This is a genomic window from Cyclobacterium sp. L-R, from assembly GCF_056859355.1.
Map to the genome: position 1 here is coordinate 143188 of NZ_JBSXOH010000097.1, position 22647 is coordinate 165834.

Sequence of the window (22647 nt, forward strand, 5' to 3'; positions counted from 1 at the left end):
TGAGAACTGATGAAAAAGATAATTATATATACAATATTGATACCCGCTTTACTATTTTCTTCAGCATGTAATGAAGAATTTCTAGAGCGCTTGCCACTGGATTCTCCTTCTAGTGAGACTTATTTTGCCAACGAAACTGAATTGGAGATGGCAGTTACCGGAGTTTATAACAGACTATGGTATTTCCCTGTAGGTATAGCCTGGTTTTTATCCTTCGATTTTGCCTCAGATGATGGCTGGGATCGAAATGGAAGTGATTTGCAAGCCCTTGGTAGAGGTGAACAAAATGCGGACAACGGATTTACCAATGGGTTTTGGTCACACTTTTACAGAGGAATTAACAGAGTGAATTTCATAACCTCAAAAGGAGACCATTTGAGGCAAGAAATGGATCCGGCAAAATACGACAGACTAGTAGGAGAAGCGAGGTTTCTCAGGGCGTATTTTTATGCTTACCTGACAGAGCTCTATGGGGATGTGCCTTTGGTGACAACTAATCTATCACTAGAGGAATCGCAGACCCCAAGGTCTTCGAAAGAAGTAGTGATTGATTTTGTTCTTTCAGAGTTAAATGAAATTAAGGATCAACTTCCAATGAATGCTACTGAGAAAGGAAGGGTCACCAAAGGTGTGGCACTTGCTCTGATATCCAGAGTGGCCTTGTGGAATGAAAGATGGCAAGAATCAGCAGCAGCGGCTAAAGAACTGATGGATGCTAATGCCTATCAAATTGATCCTGACTATGAGGGGATGTTTACCTTTGCAGGAGACAATTCTAGTGAAGTAATCATGCGAATTCAATACTTAAGAGGAGTTGCAACGCACAATATGCCAAGAAATTTTTGGTCTAGAATGGCCCTTGGGCATTCCAATAAAAAACCTCCTCAGGACATGGTAGATACCTATGATTGTATAGATGGATTGCCCATTGATGAATCTCCACTATTCAATCCTCAAAGTCCTTTTGAAAATAGAGACCCTAGATTGAACTATACCTTAGTAGTACCGGGCTCGCGATTGGTAAACTGGATTTATGAAACCCATAGGGACAGCACCATGACTTGGGAATTCAGAGGAGATGAGAAGATTAGAGTGCCTAATATAGAAGCTGCACACGCTTATGCATCCTTTACAGGCTATTTATACAGAAAACACATAGACGTAGCCAATTATCCTACAGATGTGGGGTCGACGGATCAAAACCTTACCATTTTCAGGCTTGGAGAGGTGTTGCTGAATTATGCAGAGGCAAAAGTAGAGTTAAATCAACTTGATGAAACTGTTTATAATGCTCTAAATGCAATCCGTGGAAGAGAATCTGTACAAATGCCAGCTATTGAAGGTGGTAAAACTCAGGAAGAATTGAGAAACATTGTACGTAAAGAAAGGAGGCATGAACTGGGAATGGAAGGTTTTAGGTATTTTGATATAAGAAGGTGGAGAATTGCAGAAGACATCATGCCTGGTCCATATAGAGGAAGAGTCAATAGATACGGTGAAGGCGGATGGTTAAGTGAAGCCCCTATGATCGACGAAATGGGTACTCCTAACTATGACAATATCAGCAATGCTGATGAAATGGTTGTTGTGGAAACCAGAGCATTTAATCCTGAAAGAGATTATTTGTGGCCTATTCCTAGAATAGAACTAGAAACCAATACTGCACTGACTCAAAATCCAAATTACTAATTAGGATTTGAAAGGGTAAATTGGTGATAATCCATACATTATGAATTGCCTGCTCCATTTATAATTAAGGTGGAGCAGGACAATTTACTTTTTTATAACTTGCTAAGGGTATACGAATGCCAAAATCCTAGTAATTATTGAAATTCAAACCTATTGTATTTTATTCCATTTCATATTGGAGTTAATATCACCAATGGAATGGAAGTTCTATGTAAGTAAAATCTTAAAAAAATAATTATTCACTATTTTAGGCTTGAGGGTAAGTTTTTTTTCAATTGCAAGGAAGGATTTCGAAGAGATTGACATTGAGAAGGAATTGTAGCAATATCAATTAATGGTAAGTAAAATTATTTTAAAAAGTAATAATAATTGATTGGCAGAATGAGAATTATACAGATTGTTACGTTGGTTTTTGCCTACATGCTTATGTCCTGCAGTGCTGGGGAGAAAGAGGAATTAACAGAACCTTTACCTAATATACTGTTTATTTTTGCGGACGATCTGGGCTATGGTGATCTGGGCGTATACAATCCGAACTCAAAAACGCTAAGTCCTAACCTCGATCAATTGGCAATGGATGGGATTCGGTTTTCTGAAGCTTACTGTCCTGTATCAGTTTGTTCTCCTAGTCGCTATGCGCTGATGACAGGAGAGTACCCTTGGAGAAGTTGGAAAAAGTCTGGAGTAATGGCAAATTATGAACCTTCTATGATTGAAGAAGGGATGCTAACCTTACCTCAGATGCTTCAGAATGCGGGCTATCAAACAGCCGGATTTGGAAAATGGCATTTAGGCACTACTTTCCCCACAAATGATGGAGAGCCTCCAGTTGGATATGGGAAATTTCAAGATGACCACAATGGTGCTAATATTGATTTTACCAAGCCATTGAGTGATGGGCCTTTGGATAGAGGGTTTCAGCATTGGTTAGGTTTCAGTTGTGCCAGTGAATGTTGGATATTTGAAGACAAACAGATAGTAGGGGCACTTTTACACGATTTGTACACGATTGAAGCTGCGACAGGAATCGAAAACCTCAATAAAATTCCCTTGCAGGGATTTTTGCCTTATATCACAAAAGAAAGCATTAATTACCTAAAAGAATTCAAAAAAAGCGGTAGCGAAGAACCATTTTTTCTTTACTATTCGCCTTATGTTCCACATATTCCTTTGGCCGTGGATCAGGAGTTTATAGGTAAAACAGATGCTGGACTTTATGGGGATTATGTGTTTGAGTTGGATTACTATGTTGGTCAAATATTAAATGAACTAGACCTTCTCGGATTAAGGGAGAATACACTTATAATTTTCGCCAGTGACAATGGATCGCAGTTTATTGCCACAAGTCCGGAAGGTGACAAAGAGCAAGTAACAAATAGTCCAAAGGATGTGAAGAAGGAAATAAATCCAGATTCACACCGACCCAACTTCCCTTTCAGGGGAACCAAATGGTCTGTTTATGAAGGAGGAGTACGTACGCCTTTGATAGCAAGTTGGGCAGGTAAAATCCCAAAAGGACAGGTGAGCAATGAACTTATTGGGCTTAATGATATTTTGCCAACTTTAGCGGCCCTGGTGGGGGAGACATTGTCTGAAGATTCGGCTATAGATGGGCATAACCTATTGTCAGCTTTTTATGGCAGTAAGGTGACTTCAGGAAATAGGGAATCAATAGTGGTCCGGGGCAGTGGGAATGCATATGGTTTGCGTGAAGGGAAATGGAAAGTGCTTGGGAAATATCCGTTTGTTTCACCCGTGGAATTGTACAACCTAGAAAAAGATCCTGGTGAATCCAATGATCTTGCTATGGAAAATCCTGAAATAGCGGAAAAATTATTAAATCAATTGAACGACCATTTAAACTCAGCCATTATTGCAGATAATTAACAGGTCTAATTTTGCTTTTGTCCTTTGGGTCTTCCCATTTTACAACTTTAAAAAAAGAATTAATAACTTATAACCAAAGACTGGAATAGTAACCAAAAAGGATACATTCCTTAAATCTAAACATTATGAAGCAACTGTTTACAGCATTACTACTGCTTTTTAACTCCTGGATTGCTTATCCATCGCAGGCGCAAAATACCTCTTATGATCTGGTCGTTTATGGAGGTACTTCTGGAGGTGTCGCTGCAGCCATTCAAATGGCTAGAATGGGGAAATCTGTAATTCTTATTGAACCTTCAAATCATTTAGGGGGCTTAACCACTGGAGGTTTAGGGGCTACAGATATTGGGAATAAAGATGTAATAGGTGGTATTTCCTTGGAATTCTACCAAAATATTAAGGCTTACTATGACAATCCGGAGGCTTGGAAATATGAGGATAGGCTAGATTATTTAAGGAGGCCGGATCAAACAAGATCCAACGAAGGAGAAGAGGCCATGTGGACTTTTGAACCTTCAGTAGCAATGAAAGTCTATAAAAAGATGTTGGCGGAGGAAAATATAGTGGTCCTTATGAATAAACGCCTCAATAGAGCAACTGGAGTCAAGACCAACAACAATAGAATTACCTCCATTACAATGGAAAGTGGAGAGACTTATTCAGGTAAAATGTTTATGGATGCTACTTATGAGGGAGATTTGATGGCAGCTTCAGGTGTGAGCTATACTACCGGTAGAGAAGCCAATAGTCAGTATGGAGAAACCCTTAATGGTGTGCAAGCCAATTTTTATAACCTTACCCTTAAAGGGAATGTTTCCAGAAATGCCATCCACCATAATTTCGTGCCAGGTGTTGACCCTTATGTGGTAAAAGGTGACCCATCTAGTGGGTTATTACCATTTATAATTGAAGGAGGACCTGGATTAGATGGCACTGCAGACAAAGGGATTCAGGCTTACTGTTATCGTATGACCTTAACCAACCATCCTGAGAACAGGATTCCATTCGAGAAACCTGCAAATTACAATGAACTTGAATATGAGTTATTGTTTAGGAATTATGAAGCAGCCAATGGACCAATAGAAAAAATGTACCATTATGGGGATCCATTGGTGCCTTGGATCAATACACCTATGCCCAACAAAAAGACGGATACAAACAATCAAAAGGGGTTTTCAACGGACTTCATAGGTCAAAATTTCGATTATCCTGAAGCAAGTTATGCGGATAGGGAAGCGTATAGTCAAAGGCAATTGGAGTACCAACAAGGGCTAATGTGGTCATTGGCTTACCATCCAAGAATTCCCAAAAAAGTGAGAGATGTAGTGGCAAAATGGGGGACGACAAAGGATGAGTTTAAAGATAGAAATGGATGGACACCTCAACTGTATGTAAGAGAAGCAAGGAGAATGGTAAGTGATTATGTCGTTACCCAGGCTGATTGTGAAGGGTTGGTTCCGCAGGTAAAAGATGGAGTAGGTATGGGCTCTTATGGGATGGATTCTCATATGGTACAACGTTATGTAGACCATAATGGCTATGTACAAAACGAGGGTAACTTTGAAGCCAGAGGTTTGACGGCCTACCCAATTTCTTACAGGTCAATTGTACCTAAAAAAGGAGAAAAAGAAAACCTGTTGGTGCCGGTTTGTATTAGTGCCACGCATGTTGCTTTTGGATCGGCTAGAATGGAACCTGTATTTATGGTTTTGGGCCAATCAGCAGCCACTGCTGCTGCCTTAGCCATCGATCATCAGGTTGCAGTTCAGGACCTTGATTATAATTTATTGGTAGAAATTCTACGTAAAGACAAGCAGATTTTAGAATATCAGAAATAAGTATAAGTAGAATTCCCTTTGTTGAAGCAAGCCTTAGCTTGACTTAATTGTATTCTGCATTACTGTAAATTGTATTGTTATATTGCATTTAAACTAATAAAAGCAAATAGTTATGCCAATGGAACCCAAAAACCACAGAAGATCTTTTTTGAAAAAGTTATCTACATCCACTGCCTTGGCAGTGGGTGCACCGATAGCCATTGCGAATGCCTCTAAGGGATTTGAATCATCAACCTACCTTGACTTAGTAAAGAGAAAAGCGGTGTCTGCCAATGACAAAATCCGAGTAGCTGTCATAGGTACTGGAGGCATGGGTATAGGTGATGCCAATACAGCTTTGATGGTGGATGGAGTTGAAATTGTGGCAGCTTGTGACTTGTACGATGGAAGACTTGTTCGCGCTAAAGAACTTTGGGGGGCTGATTTATTTACCACCAAAGACTATAGAGAGATTTTAGAAAGAAGTGATGTGGATGCTGTCATCAATGCGACCACTGATCATTGGCACCAAAAAATAGGTTTGGATGCCATGCAAAAAGGCAAACATGTCTATTGTGAAAAACCAATGGTACAACGATCCGAAGATGGTCATAGCATCATCGACATGCAGAAAAAAACCGGAATGGTATTTCAAGTAGGTAGCCAATATGTGAGTTCCATCATTCATGCAAAGGCAAAGGAACTTATAGCGGCAGGAGAAATTGGAGAAATAAACTTTGCTGAAGCACAAATTGACCGACACAGTGCAAGAGGAGCTTGGCAGTATACAGTGCCATTGGATGCTTCAGAGGAAACAGTGGATTGGGATACTTATTTAGCTAATGCACCGAAAAGAGATTGGGACCCGCTTCGCTTTTTTAGGTGGAGAAACTACCAGGATTATGGAACAGGAGTAGCGGGTGATTTATATGTGCACATGCTTTCCATGCTGCATTTTGTCACAGGATCTAAGGGGCCTGAAAGGGTTCAGGCTACTGGAGGTTTGAGGTACTGGAAAGATGGAAGAGATGTGCCTGATATACATTTGGGATTATTTGATTATCCTAAGTCAGATGCCCATCCTGCATTTAACTTATCATTGAGAACCAATCTTGTAAGTGGTGGAGGGAATAATTTTCTGTTTAGAATAGTGGGTTCGGAAGGAGACATTACGATTGATTTTAATGGCTTAAAATTACGCAAAACACCTTTCCCTAAAGATCCTGGAATGTCCTTAAACAGCTTTCCGGAAGCCATGCAAGAGGCACTCAAAGCTGCTCACAGTAAAAAATATCGGCAAAAAGCTGAAATGGTAGGACCTTCTGAATTTGAATTTAAGGTGCCTTCTAACTATAAGGGAGACAGGTATGAGCATTTTGTCAATTTCTTTGAATCCATCCGTCATGGGAAGCCTGTTGTGGAGGATGCTGTTTTTGGACTTCGGGCTTCAGGCCCGACTGAAGCAGGAAATATCAGTTATTTCCAAAAGAAAATAGTCAGATGGGACCCTGAAAAAATGAAGTTAAAAGACACTTAAAGGAAATTGAGAATAACCCTAGGGCTTAAGTAGGAATCCATGCTTCAACTGAAAGTAAGATGGTTCTATAGATTATTAAACAAGCTCAAGATTTTAGAAAAAATAATACGTAAAAATTTAATAATTAAGCATTTAACTAAATCAAACAATGAAAAAAACAGGGATTTTAAAGACTGTGTTGTTAAACCTTTCTTTGCTTTTCGTTTTTATGGCCTGTGGCCCAGCAACTGAGCAGGAAGAAACAACAGATGTAATTGTATATGGCGGTACATCTGGAGCCGTAACAGCTGCTATCCAAGCAAAGAAAATGGGTAAATCTGTAATAATGGTTTCCCCGGACAAGCACTTAGGAGGTTTGACATCCGGAGGTTTAGGTTGGACAGATACAGGAAAAAAAGAAGTAATTGGTGGCCTATCCCGGGAATTTTACCAACGCGTATATGAAAAATATACGGAAGATGATGCCTGGAAATGGGAAGCCCAATCTGATTTTGGAAACAAAGGTCAGGGTACTCCTGCCATAGATGGCGAATTCAGAACCATGTGGATTTTTGAACCTCATGTGGCTGAAGAAGTTTATGATGAATGGGTTGAGGAATTAGGCATTGAAGTCCTTCGAGATGAATGGTTGGATAGAGAAAGTGGTGTTACCGTAGAAAACGGTAAAATTACAGCTATTCGTACATTGAGTGGCAAGGAGTTTAAGGGTAAAATGTTTGTAGATGCCACTTACGAAGGTGATTTGATGGCAGCTGCCGGGGTGAGTTACCATGTAGGAAGAGAAGGAAAAGATGTGTATGGAGAAGACTGGAATGGAGTTCAAACGGGAGTTTTCCACCACCGTCATCATTTCAAGGTTTTAGATCAGCCAATAGATCCATATATAATCCCAGGAGATCCTTCTTCGGGATTACTTCCTAGAATCAGTGGTGAAGACCCAGGTGTAAAAGGCGAAGGGGACAGTAAGGTACAAGCCTATTGCTTTAGAACTTGTATGTCAGTGAATCCTGATAACCAAGTTCCTTTTCCAAAACCTGACAATTATGATCCGAAGGAATATGAACTGCTAGGTCGAATTTTTGATGCAGGATGGGATGAGTGGTTTGGTAAATTTGATATGATACCCAATAAGAAAACCGATACCAATAACCATGGACCATTTAGTTCCGACAATATAGGTATGAATTATGATTACCCGGAAGCCAGTTATGAAAGAAGGAGAGAAATCATAAAGGAACATGAGGACTACCAAAAAGGACTTTTATACTATGTAGCCAACGACCCAAGGGTACCGAAAAAAACGCAGGATGAATTTAAAAAATGGGGATTGGCAAAGGATGAATTTACGGACAATGGAAACTGGCCCCATCAGATTTATGTAAGAGAAGCCAGAAGAATGGTTGGTAAATATGTGATGACGGAAAATGAGTTGCTGCAGAAAAGACCAACTCCTGAGTCAGTAGGGATGGGTTCCTATACCATCGATTCTCACAATATCCAACGATATGTTGACGAGAATGGACATGTACACAATGAGGGTGATGTAGGTGTTCCATTGCCACAACCTTATGAAATTTCTTATGGTTCTTTGGTACCTAAAGCCGACGAAATTCAAAATCTAGTGGTTCCTGTAGCAGTTTCTGCAAGTCATATTGCTTTTGGATCCATTCGTATGGAACCGGTATTTATGATTTTAGGACAATCTGCGGCCACAGCAGCTGTTATGGCTATGGAAGAAGGCATCAGTGTGCAAGATCTTCCTTATTCTTCTTTAAGAACGAAACTTCTTGAAGATGGTCAAGTATTGACTTTAGCTGATAAAATTAATTAAGCATATAGTTTTGTGTTAGGTCAAGTATTGACTTAATGAATTTGAGTGTTTCAAAAGTAGGCAATAAGGTACCGATAACTTTATAATGTTTGCAGTACCTATTGCTTACTTTTGTCTACTTTAGACTGCTATGTAATTGTTGAAGTTAAATAAATTCTACGGTTATGAAACTTTCTAAAACCTTATTGTTCCTGTGTATATATATTTTTATGGCTTGCAAGTCAGAAGAAAAAGAACTAGCCAGGCCTAATATTCTGATCATTTTATCTGATGACCAGGGATGGGGTGATTTAAGTTTCACTGGGAATCCAAATTTACAGACACCAAATATTGATAGGTTGGGTGTTGAGGGGGTCAGTTTTAATCGTTTTTATGTGTCCCCGGTCTGTTCTCCTACCAGGGCAGAAATGCTTACTGGAAGGTACCATTTGCGTGGAGGAGTTAGTGGGACTTCGGCCGGGCAAGAACGATTGGACCTAGATGAAGTAACCTTTGCCGAAGTGCTTAAAAAATCAGGCTACGTAACAGGTGCTTTTGGTAAGTGGCACAACGGCATGCAACACCCTTACCATCCCAATGCCAGGGGGTTTGATGAGTTTTATGGCTTTTGTTCCGGACATTGGGGGGATTATTTTAGTCCACCGCTGGAACACAATGGTAAACCTGTTCAAGGTGAAGGCTATCTTGCCAATGACCTGACAGCAAAAGCCATGCAGTTTATTGAGGAAAATCAAGCGCATCCTTTTCTAGTTTACCTGCCCTTAAACACACCACATTCACCCATGCAAGTTCCCGATCGTTGGTACGATTCATTTGCTAAGAAGGAGCTTGATAACCTAGTGCAGAACGAAGACCAGGAGTTTACCAAGGCAGCACTTGCCATGTGTGAAAACATCGATTGGAATGTGGGAAGAATAATGGACAAGTTGAAATCCCTTGATTTGGAGGAAAATACCATTGTAATTTATTTTAGTGACAATGGTCCGAATAGTTTTAGGTGGAATGGTGGAATGAAAGGCAGAAAGGGTTCTACAGATGAAGGAGGAGTTAGAAGTCCATTATTCATGCAATGGAAAGGCACCATTCCAGGAGGTGGAGTGGTCGAAGAAATATCAAGTGCGATTGACCTATTCCCAACTTTTATGGAGCTGCTAGGAATAGAACACAAGGCGGTTAAACCCTTCGACGGTAAAAGTTTAAAGCCACTTATATTCAATGAAGCTAGCGAGTGGGAGGATAGAATAATCTACCGCCACTGGAAGAACAGAACGAGTTTAAGAACCCAGAATTTTCTTCTGGATCATGAAGGAGCCTTGTTTGACATGGGAAAAGACCCATTTCAACAAAATCCCATTCAAGATCAAATGCAGGAATTAACTGTGGAATTAACAGCAGCAAAAGCATCTTGGGAAAGAGAAATGGCTGAAGAAATGGACAAAAGTCCTAAGATCAGATCATTTACCCTGGGAGCACCTGGAGCAAAGTACACCCAAATGCCCGCCCGTGATGGTGAGGCTCACGGACAGATTCAACGATCCAACCGTTTCCCCAATGACTCTTTTTTTACAAATTGGGTAAGTTTGGAAGACAGTATCACTTGGGATGTGGAGGTATTGGAATCAGGAAAATACCAAGTAGATTTATATTATACATGCCCTAAAATAGACATTGGCGCCACCTTTAGACTTCAGCTAGGAGAGAATTACCTAGATGGAAAAGTGGATATAGCCCATGATCCACCTCTCAAGGGAATGGAAAATGACAGGGTAGAGCGCATGGAATCCTATGTTAAAGATTTCAAACCCATGTCATTGGGTGAAATAAACCTAGAAAGTGGAGAAGCCACTTTATCCATGAAAGCGCTTGAGATTCCTGGTAATCAGGTAATGGATTTAAGATTGATTGTATTCACCAAAACCAATTGAAAATAAGTAATGATAAGACAATTAAGTTATTTAGTAATAGGCTGTTTGATTTTATCAAGCCTGATGTTTTCTTGCTCAGGGCCTGAAGAAGCCAAAGAAAAAACCTATGATGTAGTCGTATATGGAGCTACATCTTCGGGGGTAATAGCAGCTTATACAGCGAAGAGTATGGGGAAATCAGCACTTCTGATTGAGCCTAGCATGCACCTTGGTGGTTTGACCACCGGAGGATTAGGGTACACAGATATAGGAAATAAATTTGCCGTAACTGGCTTATCAAGAGATTTCTATCGAAAACTAGGAGATCATTATGGGAAATTTGAACAATGGATATTCGAACCAAGTGTGGCCAAAGCTACCTTTCAAGAGTATTTGGACCGGGCAGGAATCACTGTTCAGTATGGATTTAGAATCCAAAGTGCTGAGAATAAAGATGGATGGATAACCAAGATTTCTATTGAGAATGCCAATAACCCTTCAGAACCGTTGAGGGAAGTGTCAGGTAAAATGTTTATCGACGCTACCTATGAAGGTGACCTGATGGCAAAGTCTGGGGTAAGTTATGATATCGGTAGGGAATCCAATGAAAAATATGAGGAAACCTATAATGGCGTTCAATTAATGAATGGGCATCAGTTTCCTGATGGTGTTGATCCGTATAAAACCCCTGGTGACCCTTCAAGTGGACTTCTTTGGGGAATTAGTGATGGAAGCTTAGCTGAAGATGGTACAGAGGATGATAAAATTCAAGCTTATAATTATCGTATTTGCTTGACCAATGATCCTGACAATCGGATTGAAATAACGAAGCCGGAAGGTTACGACCCAGCCATGTTTGATTTATTGGTCAGACTTTTTGAAGCACAACCAGAAAAAAGAAGCCTTGGGCAATATTTTATCTGGAGTAAAATGCCAAATAACAAAACAGACATAAACAATAGGGGAGGTTTCTCTACAGATATGATTGGAATGAACCATGAATATCCAGAGGGAAGTTATGAAAAGCGGAAAGAAATCATAGATGCACACACGCTTTACACTAAATCTCTGCTTTACTTTTACAAAACTGACCCAAGGGTGCCAAAAGAACTTCAAGAGGCGATTCAGGAATGGGGTTATCCAAAAGATGAATATGTAGAAAATGGAAATTGGACTCCGCAATTGTATGTGAGAGAAGTACGGAGAATGATAGGAGAATATGTAATGACTCAAGCCAATTGTGTAGGAGAGGAAGTAGTAGAGGATGGTGTTGGAATGGCTGCCTACACCATGGATTCTCACAATATTCAGCGTGTGGTTGTAGAGAAGGATGGTAAGAAAATGGTGAAGAATGAAGGGAATGTTGAAATAGGTGGTTTTGGCCCATATCCTATTGCTTACAGGTCAATTATACCTAAGGCAAATGAAGCAAAGAACCTATTGGTACCGGTGGCACTTTCTGCAAGTCATATTGCTTATGGCTCTATACGAATGGAGCCGGTATTTATGGTTTTAGGACAATCTGCTGCAGTGGCTGCAAGTCTGGCCTTGGATGAGGGGCAAGCTGTTCAGGAGGTATCCATTAAGAAGCTACAAGGAGAGCTTCGCTCAAATCCATTGGCAGATGGAAGCACTGCTGAGTTACTGGTGGACAATGATGATGAAGGTGTAGTTGTTACCGGAGATTGGGAGGTTCAAAATAGGCATGGATATGGTCCAACACTTTTGAAAAACGCAGGCAAAGACAATTCAATTAATACTGTACGTTTTAGTCCAAAGGTGGTAGAAAGCGGAAAATATAACATTTATGTTTATTTCTCACGAACTGAGGATGCAACTAGTCAGACGAAAATTATTGTTTCTGACGGGAAAGCAGAAAATGAAGTTCTTGTAAAAGAATCGGACATTAGAGTTGAAGGCCAAACAAGAGGAGAGTGGGTAAATGTAGGTGCTTATACCTTAGAAGCAGGTACGAATCCCTTTGTTACTGTTAGTACAGAAGGTGCAGATGGCACAGTTGTAGCTGATGCGGTACTATGGGTGCCTGAAAAATAGTATTTTCACCCCTTCTTTAAAATCAAATTTAGTCAACCAGTTTCACAAAGGTAAAACTTTATGAAACTGGTTTTTTTTTGGATTCTATTTGCAGTGTAGAGATCAGAGCTGTACATATGACCAGTATAGTTGATTTTGAGGTGTTTCCCATTAGGTAATATTAGTTTGTGAATTATTTAGGACTAAATGGGTCTCCAACTTGAATGGAGTTTGGTTTCAAAAGCTGGCAAGGAAATGGAAAAATGGTTTGATTTTTGCTATCAAACTTCTTAATTTATCACCTTAAATTTTTGTGAAGTTTCAGAATTGTAAGCTGAAAGGATATTTGAGTAAATGCTTCAGGTAAGAATCTTTCAAAACAATACTAATGAGAAACTTAAATTGTGACTTATTACCCGAACAAAAAGTAGATCTGTTTTAACAAAAATCACCTAATAAAATTCATCTATAATCAGGTGCCAAATGAAATGATTTCATTGATGCTATATACTATGAATGAAGATAAGATAGTAAAAAACAACGTAAAAATTATTGGTAACGGTAAGCAGCCTATTGTTTTTGGTCATGGATATGGTTGTGATCAGAATATGTGGCGCTTTATAACACCTGCTTTCGAAAAGGATTATCAGGTTATTTTATTTGACCTTGTAGGTTCAGGCAATTCAGATCAAAGCGCCTATGATTTTGAGAAATACAGTTCTCTAAAGGGGTATGCTCAGGATCTAATTGAAATGATCGTTGAACTTAATCTTTCAAGGGTTATTTTTGTAGGTCATTCTGTAAATTGTATTATCGGAATACTGGCTGCCACTGCAAGGCCTGATTTATTTGATGATTTGGTTTTGATTGGTCCTTCACCCTGCTACACCAATGATGATGATTATTTTGGAGGCTTTACCAAAGCGGATATTGATGAATTAATTGAAACTTTGGATAGTAATTATTTAGGTTGGTCTAGTTTTATTACGCCAATAATTATAGGCAATCCTGAATTGCCTGAATATGCCGAAGAATTAAAGAATAGTTTCTGCTCGATGAATCCTAATATAGCCAAGCATTTTGCCAAGGTAACTTTTATGGGGGACAATAGAGCGGATTTAGAAAATGTGTCTATACCCACTTTAATTCTTCAAAGCCATCCCGATGTAATTGCCCCAGTTAGAGTAGGGGAGTTTGTAAATCAACAGATTAAAGAAAGTCATTATGTGCTATTGAACGCTTCAGGGCATTGTCCTCACCTGACTGCCCCTGATCAAGTTGTTTCAAGTATTGAATCCTATTTAGCCAACAGAAATTGATAGAACAAGCATTTACAGAAGATTCTGAAGACCTTTACCAAAATGCTCCTTTTGGTTATATGACCACTGGTGCTGACGGAAAAATTGTCAACATAAATGGTACATTGCTAAAGTGGCTGGGTTATGAAAGAAATGAAATTGTACTTCAAAAATCTTTTCAGGATTTGTTGGGTATGGGAGAGAAAATTTACTTCGAAACGCACATATTGCCCATGCTACATATTCAGAGAGAAATTTCTGAAATCAACATTGAACTTAAGGGAAAGAACTCAAGGAAATTGCCCGTTTTGCTAAACGGGATGCAAATTTTGAATAGCTCAGGCGTAGCGACTTTTTTCAGGTTCTCAGTGCTGGATATTACCCAAAGAAAACAGTATGAGGTGGAGTTATTAAAAGCGAGAAAACTGGCGGAACAAAATGTCGAACGGCTCAGACAGGTCAATGAAGGGCTGGAACATTTCGCCTATACAGCTTCCCATGATTTGCAAGCTCCTTTAAATACGATTTCCAGTTTGGTGGGATTATTAGAAAAAGAAGGTCATCTGCCCCCTGATACCGACGGCAAGATGTATTACTCCCTTATTTTAGAAAATACCCAAAGGATGAAACTTATGATCAAAGATTTGCTCGATTATTCCAAAATAGATAGAAACGAGAATGAATTTGAAGAGGTTTCGTTAAATGAGGTTTGTGGTTTAGCTCTGGAAATGATTAAAGCTGAGGTGAAAGAAAACAATGTAACCTTCAATATACCAGCATTACCCGTAATAGTGGCTGACAATATTCAGATGACACGATTATTTCAAAACCTGTTTAGTAATGCTATAAAATACCGTTCTGAAGCAGACCCGGTAATCTCGGTAGATTATGAAGAAAAAGGAGATGAAATAACGGTTTATGTCAAAGACAATGGGATGGGATTCAAGCAATCAGCAACGGATGAAATATTTGCTTTTATGAAAAGGTTGAACCCACATGGTAGTATTCCCGGAACAGGAATAGGACTTGCATCCTGCAAGAGGATTCTAGAAATTCATTGCGGAACGATCAGTGCAAAATCAACTCCTGGAAAAGGAAGTACTTTCTTTTTCACCCTTCCTAAAAGGGGGAAAAAACCAGAATATTGAAGCCAGTTTAGTTTTAACTTATTGGATGGCCCTTACTTATAAAGTCGGAAGCTTATCCCAGTTGGCAAAGAGCTTAAATCTTCAATTAATGTTTAATGCGAAACAGCCTTTAAACCAATTATGGAGCCTATCAGCATGAAAATGAAAAACAATCGCCAGAAATGAGCCGGTTCTTTAAAGAAAAATATCCCAACCAAAACCGTCCCTACAGCCCCAATACCTGTCCAAACTGCATAAGCTGTTCCGATCGGTAAACTTTGTGTAGCGCGGATCAGTAAGGCCATACTTATGGTCAGGCAAATAAGAAAGGCTCCGTACCAGCCGTACATTTCCTTACCGGTTGAAGCTTTTGCCATACTCAAACAAGAAGCGAAAGCAACCTCAAAAAGACCTGCAATGATTAAAAGGATCCAATTCATTCGATTTTTATAATGAGTATTTGTTAATTATTTTTTCTTGTAAATAATATTAATTTTAGCATTTTGCTTTAGCAACCTGGTAAGAAATCCTTTTTTGTCTTTAGGAGAGACAAGTACACTATCGTACTTGTTATAATATATTTCCAATCGATCCATGGATGCCGCTGCTGAACTTATGGGATTATAGGATTCAGAAACTTTTTTAATGTCTTTGATAGGGATTTTTTTATGGGTACCAAAACATCCATAAACATGTAGGTCGCTTGTATCAATACCATATTTCATGGAAGTAAATAGATAACCTAAGAAGATGCTGGTCAAAAACATGACAACTAAACCCAACCAAATTTCGTCAAGATACATTTTATAAGAAATCCCGAGGAATAAAAGACCAATGGGGATGACCAATTCAAGACCTATTTTTGAGGGGAAAATCTTCATGGTGGCTTATTGATTTTGATTACCGGGTTTTATTTTACTATTGTTCTAAAAGTCAGGTTAATTCTTGGATTTATTATTCTTTTTGATGGGGGTAAGCGATGAAGCCAGTTGCTTTGTGTTTTTCCCTTCATTAATAGCAAGCTTCCATTTTCTAAAATCAACTCTTTTTTAATTTTAGTCTCCTTGTGTTTAAAAGAAAACTTTCTTTCTTCTCCAAAGCTCAGAGAAGCAATTGTCCCATTTTTTTTCAAGTCTTTTTCTCCATCACTGTGCCAGGCCATTCCTTCACTTCCATTGTGGTAGAGGTTTAGAAGACATGAATTGAAGGTTTCTCCTGCAATTTTTTCTATATTACTTTTTAATTCAAGTAATGCTGGTGTCCAAAGCAAGGCGGATTTTGTGGTTTTGGAATAGGTGTAATTAAAGGCTTCTTCCGCATACCAGGCCACTTTTCTTTTAGTGATGATCTTTTTGCCAAATATAATCGCTTCATCGTTTTTCCATTCAATGGATTGCATCAAAATAGACATAAAATTATTGGCCTGTTCTTGTCCGAAAATTTTCCCATAATAATTTACTATTCCATCGAACGGAAGTAGGTTTTTTTCAGGTTCAATTTCTCTTTCAAATAATTCCATTGCATAGTTTACGGTAGGAATTATTTGTAGGTTTTGATTATGTTGTAACTGGAAAATACTAGACAGTTAATAAAGCTATGTTGTAATGGCAAAAAGCTAAAACTCCTATTTGGAAGTCATTACTTAATAAGTCCATTTTATATATTAGGGACGTTGATTGTAAGGCTTGTAACTGGTTATTTGTCTTTAATTTGCTTGTAATCAGTTTCGATTATTTTTTTTATGCCCAATTCATAGGGTGTAGGCGTATAATCAAATGCTTTTTCAAACTTACTACTGTCAAATACGTAATCCCTGTCATATTGATAAAGCATTTCTACAGATTCACGCATTATGGGGTTAAATATCCCCATAATCTTGATGAGGAATTTTGGTGCCAGTTGGATTTTTGGTATTGCGCCTAATCCTTTTGAAATATGTTCTATCCACTGTTTGCCTGTATAAGGAGCTGAAGCAGTTGGCAAATGCCAAACCTGACCATACGCTGTATCTGTATTACCCAATAAAGCAGTAGCAACCGCTGCGTCTATAGTATAGGTGAAAGAGTGTACATATCGATCACTTACCAGCCAATTTGCTTTTTTACCTTGGCTCAATGGTTTGAATACCATTTCGGTAAGAAGGCTATTGTTTGAAATGGAGGGACCATAGAAATCAGCAGATCTGGCTATAAGGGCCTGAATCTTATTTGAAGCAATGGCATCTAGAATCATTCGAGCAACCTTGGCTCTAACGGCTCCTTTTTTACTTGGTGGATTTACAGGGGTTTCTTCGGTCATACCATTGAGGAAACTGGGATCGTACATATAAATATTGTCAAAAAACACCAATTTACAGTTCTCCTCTGAACAAAAAGTAATGACGTTTTCAATAAAAGGCACCCATTTTTCGGCCCATTCTTTATGACTATAGGTAAAACCCACCGTAACGTATACAATAGAAGAACCATGTATGGCTTTTTTTAAAGCTTTGGTGTCTAAAATGTCTGCGGCAAATAATGCATCAGAATCGTTGACTTTTTTAGGGCTTCTACTTACTAACCTGATATCCGAGGTATATGCTTTTAGGGCCTTTGCCAATTCGGTACCTATGGCACCGCCTGAACCTAATATTGTCTGCATAGTATAAAAATTTATTTTAGCCTCTAAAATCCCACTATAATGCTACCTAATTTTCAATAGTAATGTTTTAAATGAAATTAATACTTTATTTCTACTTCCCAAGCTTGGGACCAATAATATATGGTAGGAGAAATGTTTGATAGGTGTAAGTTTTTTACCCGACTCCGTTCTCTTCAGTTACCTTTTCCACTTGTTTTAAATACACCCCTTCTGGTACCTCAGGATAAATTTCACTGTATTTTAAAACCTGATTCATTCCAATTCTCCGATTAATATGATGCCTGGTTAATTTTTCAGTTTTTCGAATACCTGATGCTGCTACCAATTCAATAAAACTTTTTACCGTTTCCTCATGAAAATTGGCAACCCTTTGGGCTTTGTCTTTTACAACCAGTCCTTCCATTAAGCTTTTGTTTTGGGTAGCCACACCTGTTGGACAAGTGTTGACATTGCATTGTAAGGCTTGAATACAACCTGTGGCAATCATCATGGCCCTAGCACTATTGACCATGTCGGCTCCCATGGCTATAACTCTGGCAATATCAAAACCACTTAAAACCTTACCTGAGGCAATTACTTTGATGTCTTTTTTTAGGTCGTATCCTCTTAAGGTGTCGATAGCAAAAGAAAGTCCATCTTTTAAAGGCATTCCTAGTGAATTGGAAAACTCAATCGGTGCAGCTCCAGTGCCACCTTCACCTCCATCGATAGAGATAAAGTCAGGTTTGATTCCCAGTTTAACCATTGCTTCACATAAGTCTTTAAATTCGTCTTTTTTACCAATACAAATCTTAAAACCTACTGGTTTTCCTCCTGACAAATCTCTCAATTTTTGAATAAAGTGCATCAATCCTTCTGCATCTTCAAAAGCAGTGTGTTTTGGTGGAGAATGAACGTCAGTATGCGACTTTACATGGCGAATGGCTGCTATTTCTTTGGTGTTTTTGGAAGCGGGAAGAATTCCACCATGTCCAGGTTTGGCGCCTTGAGAGATTTTAATCTCAATCATTTTCACATTGTCCAAGGTAGCATTCTTTTGAAAATTCTCTTCACAAAAATTACCTGCCTCTGTTCTACATCCGAAGTATCCTGTGCCAATTTGCCAAATTAAATCCCCACCAGGTTCCAAGTGATATGGGCTTATTCCTCCTTCTCCAGTATTATGTGCAAAGCCACCAATTTTGGCACCTGTATTCATAGCTAAAACAGCATTTTTACTAAGTGCCCCAAAGCTCATTGCTGAAATATTCAAAATACTTGCGGAGTAGGGTTGTAAACATGCATCACCACCCACCAATATTCTTGACTCATGTTGGATATCTGCATGGTTATTGGCATAAATCGAGTGGTCCATCCATTCATACCCCGTTTCATAAACATCCATTTGAGTTCCAAATGGTGTTGTTGCATTTACTTTTTTAGCTCTCTGGTAAATCAGTGAGCGGTATATTCTATTAATGGGCCTACCTTCTGTATCCGTTTCCACAAAATACTGCATGATTTCGGGTCTGATCTCTTCAAGTAGGTACCTGAAATTACCTATTACGGGAAAATTTCTCCTAATGGTATGTTTGGTCTGGATGATGTCCACCAAGCCTATAACAATAATGGGTACGACCAACCACAAAATCCAGACAATGGATGGCATATAGAGATAGATAGCGGGAATACAAATAATGGCGACTAATGAGGAGGCGATAAAAATGTGCTTTGGCTTCATTTAATGATATTATTAGAATTCAGTCAATTATAATTGCTAATACAATTATGGAGTATAAGGAGACAACGAATCACCTATTAAAGGAGTTCAAATGACTAATAAAGTAATCGGGATTGATAAGGTTCTCGGCTTTTCCACATGTATTAATTTCTAATTTACTCTTTTTTTTCAATTCAATGACTTTTTAGAGTAGGGATACGCTTGGACATTTTTTGCTTATCAGGTAATCCCAGAATCTTTTGGGACAAAAAATACCTAAACACAAAAACCAAAATTCATTCTTGTTAATATAAGTTGGATGAAGTCCTTATTAGAAAAAAAAGCAGGCCATTGCTGACCTGCTTTGAATTGTTCAATAAATCATGGATAAAAAAGGGAGCCCAAATAATCAACTCATCCAAAGGCCTTGATTTACTCTTTTTTCTTTGATTTTACAGCTCCTTTTGTGATGATTAAAACCACCCCATTTGGGGCATTGTGCTTTTTCATTGCATTTTCTCCTTTCAATACTTCTACAGACTCTATGTCTATAGGATCAAGCTTTTCAAGATCCCCTTTTTCCGCAGTAACGCCATCAATGATGATTAAAGGTTGGTCCTCATCTAAATTCCCGTTACTGTTTCTGATTCTTACTTGGTTGGCTTTTGCTTTTGTTTTTATTATTATAACTCCATTTGGAGCATTGTATTCACTTATTGCTCGCTCACCTTTTATTACATCTACGGATGCAATTTTGTCTGTGTCCAATAAGTCTATGATGGAATGGTCGTATTTTTTACCATCAATGTACACATCTGGATTGTCACTTTCTTTAATTGTGATTTCAAGCTTTTCTTTTGCACCTTTACTTGTTTCTTGTGCTAAAATGCTAGAAAATGGTACAAGTGCTAGGCCGACTACTAAAAGGAAGGATTTCATTGTGATTAATTTTTTAAGTTAAAGTTTGTCTTAATTATTCTGAAGTCGCATAAATGATGATAATTTCATCTTCATAAAGCACTTTTTTATTCTTTTTATTTATGCTGTTATTATCAAACATAGCCAAAGCCTCTTTTAGTAAGGCCTGTTTTTCTGCAAGGCTTTTAGTTTCTGGAATAGGTTCAGGTCTAAAATAAATCAACAAGAGTAGAAGGGATGCAGCGATGGTCATAAACCCAACTACAAGCTTTCGGTTTTGGCTCTTTTTTTCTTTTTTATTAATGGCTTCCAAAACTTTAGCATTTAGATCTGCTGCTGGAATTTTCTTTTTCCCATTTACATACCTTAGCCATTGTGTTTCTAATGACTTTTTATCAGTTGAATTTTTGATTAAAAACGCTTCTTCTTCAAGTGTACTGTGTCCAGCAGCAAACTTTTTCATCAAATCTTTAAATATCCCCTTTTCCATAGCTGTATGTTTTTTGGAGTCCTATCGCCACTTGTTGCCTCGCCCTGGACAAAAGAACCCTAATATGGTCCACTCTTAATTTTGTCAATTCCGCAATTTCAATAAATTCCATGCCATCTAAATCTCTCATGATCATGACTTCCTTTTGTTGTTCAGGAAGTCCTTCCAATACCACCTCTATATTGCGCTTAAGTTCCTGCCATTCATAGGTGTCATGTTCAGGTTCAGAAGCCAGTAACTGGGTTTTAGTATCATATTGATCTTCTGGAGGTTTTTTCTTTTTGATCAAGTCCAAGCAATAATTCCTTGCCGTCAAGAAAATAAATGCTGAAAGATTGGGATGGTTTTTAATTTGACCTCGACGCTCCCATAACTTGATCATTATCTCTTGTATAGCATCCTCTGCATTGGTAGTATTACCTAACATTCGTGAGACCATCGGGTACAAACGCTCAGACATTGAAATTACCCTTTCTTGAAATTCTTTTGTTTTCATCTTGTACTTTAATGACGATAAACTAGGCGATGTATAACAACTAAGTGAGTGATTTTTTGAATTATTATATTGAGAGATGGCTTAGTGAAGAAAGGATGGGATATCTTTTAAAGGATTTTATTATTAGATAATACAGCTTTAAATTTTTATAAGATGTTATTAAATAGTGAGTTGTCTGTTTTTTTCGATAGATACAATCTATATTCGCTGTCTTTACCTCAAAGTCTTTATTTAGCTTGCTTATTTTGTAAATAAAGTAATTCCTCATCAAGTGCAATAGGTGAAATTTTATGGACCAAGATTTCCAAATCTTGGAATAATTTAAAGGATCACTAAATAATGTCGAATATCCTGCGAAAATATAGTGGCAATCGTGACAGAATCTAAGATGTTAAGGTTTTTGGTTTTGTGATCAAAGAAAATTAGTTCACTACATAAAGGTATAATATTACGATAATTTTTAATTGATCAAATGTTAATAATAGCATAGACGGAATGTTAATATTTATCTGAGGGTAAAATTTCTAAATAAACGAATAATCTTTTTTGAATTTTGTAAGTAGTACAAGGGTATTTAATTGTCTTAATATAGTCCGGCAATAAAAACCCAAATACCAATGCCACAATCGAAATCTAAAGAGTCCCCTATTTTATCGCCATTAAGGCAAAGTGAGGAGCAAAAGCCTACTCAAGAGGCACAAACTGACGAACAGTTAATATGGCATGCATTAAAAAAGGACCCTCCCAAAGGTATGGATTTGGTGTTTAGAAAGTATTATCAGCCGCTATGTTCACATGCAGTGCGTTTTGTGGGTTCTAAAGAAGTAGCACAGGATATTGTATCAGACTTACTTGCCCAATTCTATGATCAAAAATTATTCCTAACCATTACTACCTCTATTCGATCTTATTTGTTTAAGGCTGTGAGAAACAGGGGTTTCAATTACCTTAAATTGGATTTGGCAAGAAAAGGAAATATGACATGTTCTCCCGAACCTAGAATTGCTGAAATCTATCAACCTGATAGCATTACTCAATATGAAGAGTTGTATCAGGATTTTGAAAAAGCCATAGAAACACTACCTAGCCAAAGGAGAAAAATTTATCTCCTGTTCCAGTTCGAAGGTAAATCTATGAAATCAATCGCACTGGACTTGGGGCTTTCAATCCGGACGGTAGAAACCCAGCTATACAGGTCGAAAATTGCCATTCGCCATTTATTAAAAGACAAATGGTTGATTTTAACACTAATATTTTCTCACCTGATTTAGTAGCTTTTC

18 protein-coding genes are annotated in these 22647 nt (G+C 38.2%); 10 read left to right on the top strand and 8 right to left on the bottom strand.

Features of this window, described 5'->3' with window-relative positions:
• Positions 1-9 precede the first annotated feature (9 nt).
• The 9 genes from AC13EX_RS22245 to AC13EX_RS22285 all read left to right on the top strand — a co-directional run bounded on the left by AC13EX_RS22245 (position 10) and on the right by AC13EX_RS22285 (position 15145).
• Positions 10-1689 carry a RagB/SusD family nutrient uptake outer membrane protein gene (locus AC13EX_RS22245; protein ID WP_482894397.1) on the top strand — a complete coding sequence of 560 codons (1680 nt, stop codon included), beginning with the start codon at positions 10-12 and terminating at the stop codon, positions 1687-1689.
• Positions 1690-2070: 381 nt separating this feature from the next.
• Complete coding sequence (locus AC13EX_RS22250) at positions 2071-3576, top strand: sulfatase family protein (RefSeq protein ID WP_482894398.1); 1506 nt, start codon at positions 2071-2073, stop codon at positions 3574-3576.
• Between the two features lie 125 nt (positions 3577-3701).
• On the top strand, positions 3702-5414 hold the full coding sequence (locus AC13EX_RS22255) for an FAD-dependent oxidoreductase (RefSeq protein WP_482894399.1): 1713 nt from the start codon (positions 3702-3704) through the stop codon (positions 5412-5414).
• Positions 5415-5532: 118 nt separating this feature from the next.
• A complete protein-coding gene (locus tag AC13EX_RS22260; protein ID WP_482894400.1) occupies positions 5533-6930 on the top strand; it encodes a Gfo/Idh/MocA family protein in 1398 nt (465 codons plus the stop codon).
• A 148-nt stretch (positions 6931-7078) separates the two neighbouring features.
• Positions 7079-8761: an FAD-dependent oxidoreductase gene (locus AC13EX_RS22265; protein WP_482894401.1), complete on the top strand. Its 1683-nt coding sequence runs from the start codon at positions 7079-7081 to the stop codon at positions 8759-8761.
• Positions 8762-8925: 164 nt separating this feature from the next.
• Positions 8926-10686 (top strand): arylsulfatase, encoded by a 1761-nt coding sequence (locus AC13EX_RS22270; RefSeq protein WP_482894402.1) that lies wholly within the window; start codon positions 8926-8928, stop codon positions 10684-10686.
• A 9-nt stretch (positions 10687-10695) separates the two neighbouring features.
• On the top strand, positions 10696-12720 hold the full coding sequence (locus AC13EX_RS22275) for an FAD-dependent oxidoreductase (protein ID WP_482894403.1): 2025 nt from the start codon (positions 10696-10698) through the stop codon (positions 12718-12720).
• A 491-nt stretch (positions 12721-13211) separates the two neighbouring features.
• Complete coding sequence (locus AC13EX_RS22280) at positions 13212-14018, top strand: alpha/beta fold hydrolase (protein ID WP_482894404.1); 807 nt, start codon at positions 13212-13214, stop codon at positions 14016-14018.
• Positions 14015-15145, top strand: a complete 1131-nt coding sequence (locus tag AC13EX_RS22285; RefSeq protein ID WP_482894405.1) for a sensor histidine kinase — start codon at positions 14015-14017, stop codon at positions 15143-15145. The genes AC13EX_RS22280 and AC13EX_RS22285 overlap by 4 nt, the downstream gene beginning before the upstream one ends.
• 92 nt (positions 15146-15237) lie before the next feature.
• Here AC13EX_RS22285 and AC13EX_RS22290 read toward each other — a convergent pair whose 3' ends face one another.
• From AC13EX_RS22290 to AC13EX_RS22325, 8 genes are all read right to left on the bottom strand, one after another.
• Entirely contained in the window at positions 15238-15564 is a 327-nt protein-coding gene (locus tag AC13EX_RS22290; protein ID WP_048644196.1) for a DMT family transporter, read from the bottom strand.
• A 27-nt stretch (positions 15565-15591) separates the two neighbouring features.
• Positions 15592-16005 carry a PH domain-containing protein gene (locus tag AC13EX_RS22295; protein WP_482894406.1) on the bottom strand — a complete coding sequence of 138 codons (414 nt, stop codon included), beginning with the start codon at positions 16003-16005 and terminating at the stop codon, positions 15592-15594.
• Between the two features lie 29 nt (positions 16006-16034).
• A complete protein-coding gene (locus AC13EX_RS22300; RefSeq protein ID WP_482894407.1) occupies positions 16035-16643 on the bottom strand; it encodes an alpha-ketoglutarate-dependent dioxygenase AlkB family protein in 609 nt (202 codons plus the stop codon).
• A gap of 176 nt (positions 16644-16819) precedes the next feature.
• On the bottom strand, positions 16820-17764 hold the full coding sequence (locus tag AC13EX_RS22305) for an NAD-dependent epimerase/dehydratase family protein (RefSeq protein WP_482894408.1): 945 nt from the start codon (positions 17762-17764) through the stop codon (positions 16820-16822).
• Between the two features lie 154 nt (positions 17765-17918).
• On the bottom strand, positions 17919-19484 hold the full coding sequence (locus tag AC13EX_RS22310; protein WP_482894409.1) for an FMN-binding glutamate synthase family protein: 1566 nt from the start codon (positions 19482-19484) through the stop codon (positions 17919-17921).
• A gap of 411 nt (positions 19485-19895) precedes the next feature.
• Positions 19896-20402 (bottom strand): TonB-dependent receptor, encoded by a 507-nt coding sequence (locus AC13EX_RS22315; RefSeq protein ID WP_482894410.1) that lies wholly within the window; start codon positions 20400-20402, stop codon positions 19896-19898.
• Between the two features lie 34 nt (positions 20403-20436).
• The gene (locus AC13EX_RS22320; RefSeq protein ID WP_339711663.1) at positions 20437-20871 is read right to left on the bottom strand and encodes a hypothetical protein; all 435 of its coding nucleotides are present in this window, start codon (positions 20869-20871) and stop codon (positions 20437-20439) included.
• Positions 20852-21367, bottom strand: coding sequence for an RNA polymerase sigma factor (locus AC13EX_RS22325; RefSeq protein ID WP_482894411.1), 516 nt, complete (start codon positions 21365-21367; stop codon positions 20852-20854). Before AC13EX_RS22325 ends, AC13EX_RS22320 begins: the two co-directional genes overlap by 20 nt.
• Before the next feature lie 617 nt (positions 21368-21984).
• Between AC13EX_RS22325 and AC13EX_RS22330 the strand changes: the two genes are divergently transcribed.
• Entirely contained in the window at positions 21985-22638 is a 654-nt protein-coding gene (locus AC13EX_RS22330) for a sigma-70 family RNA polymerase sigma factor (protein WP_482894412.1), read from the top strand.
• The last annotated feature ends 9 nt before the right edge of the window (positions 22639-22647 follow it).

Bases quoted from the DNA above. Each gene is read 5' to 3' on its own strand.
- AC13EX_RS22250 (WP_482894398.1), top strand. From the start codon at position 2,071: ATGAGAATTATACAGATTGTTACGTTGGTTTTTGCCTACATGCTTATG.
- AC13EX_RS22300 (WP_482894407.1), bottom strand. From the start codon at position 16,643: ATGGAATTATTTGAAAGAGAAATTGAACCTGAAAAAAACCTACTTCCG.
- AC13EX_RS22275 (WP_482894403.1), top strand. From the start codon at position 10,696: ATGATAAGACAATTAAGTTATTTAGTAATAGGCTGTTTGATTTTATCA.
- AC13EX_RS22315 (WP_482894410.1), bottom strand. From the start codon at position 20,402: ATGAAATCCTTCCTTTTAGTAGTCGGCCTAGCACTTGTACCATTTTCT.
- AC13EX_RS22295 (WP_482894406.1), bottom strand. From the start codon at position 16,005: ATGAAGATTTTCCCCTCAAAAATAGGTCTTGAATTGGTCATCCCCATT.
- AC13EX_RS22320 (WP_339711663.1), bottom strand. From the start codon at position 20,871: ATGGAAAAGGGGATATTTAAAGATTTGATGAAAAAGTTTGCTGCTGGA.
- AC13EX_RS22270 (WP_482894402.1), top strand. From the start codon at position 8,926: ATGAAACTTTCTAAAACCTTATTGTTCCTGTGTATATATATTTTTATG.
- AC13EX_RS22325 (WP_482894411.1), bottom strand. From the start codon at position 21,367: ATGAAAACAAAAGAATTTCAAGAAAGGGTAATTTCAATGTCTGAGCGT.
- AC13EX_RS22290 (WP_048644196.1), bottom strand. From the start codon at position 15,564: ATGAATTGGATCCTTTTAATCATTGCAGGTCTTTTTGAGGTTGCTTTC.
- AC13EX_RS22305 (WP_482894408.1), bottom strand. From the start codon at position 17,764: ATGCAGACAATATTAGGTTCAGGCGGTGCCATAGGTACCGAATTGGCA.
- AC13EX_RS22245 (WP_482894397.1), top strand. From the start codon at position 10: ATGAAAAAGATAATTATATATACAATATTGATACCCGCTTTACTATTT.
- AC13EX_RS22280 (WP_482894404.1), top strand. From the start codon at position 13,212: ATGAATGAAGATAAGATAGTAAAAAACAACGTAAAAATTATTGGTAAC.
- AC13EX_RS22260 (WP_482894400.1), top strand. From the start codon at position 5,533: ATGGAACCCAAAAACCACAGAAGATCTTTTTTGAAAAAGTTATCTACA.
- AC13EX_RS22330 (WP_482894412.1), top strand. From the start codon at position 21,985: ATGCCACAATCGAAATCTAAAGAGTCCCCTATTTTATCGCCATTAAGG.
- AC13EX_RS22310 (WP_482894409.1), bottom strand. From the start codon at position 19,484: ATGAAGCCAAAGCACATTTTTATCGCCTCCTCATTAGTCGCCATTATT.
- AC13EX_RS22255 (WP_482894399.1), top strand. From the start codon at position 3,702: ATGAAGCAACTGTTTACAGCATTACTACTGCTTTTTAACTCCTGGATT.
- AC13EX_RS22265 (WP_482894401.1), top strand. From the start codon at position 7,079: ATGAAAAAAACAGGGATTTTAAAGACTGTGTTGTTAAACCTTTCTTTG.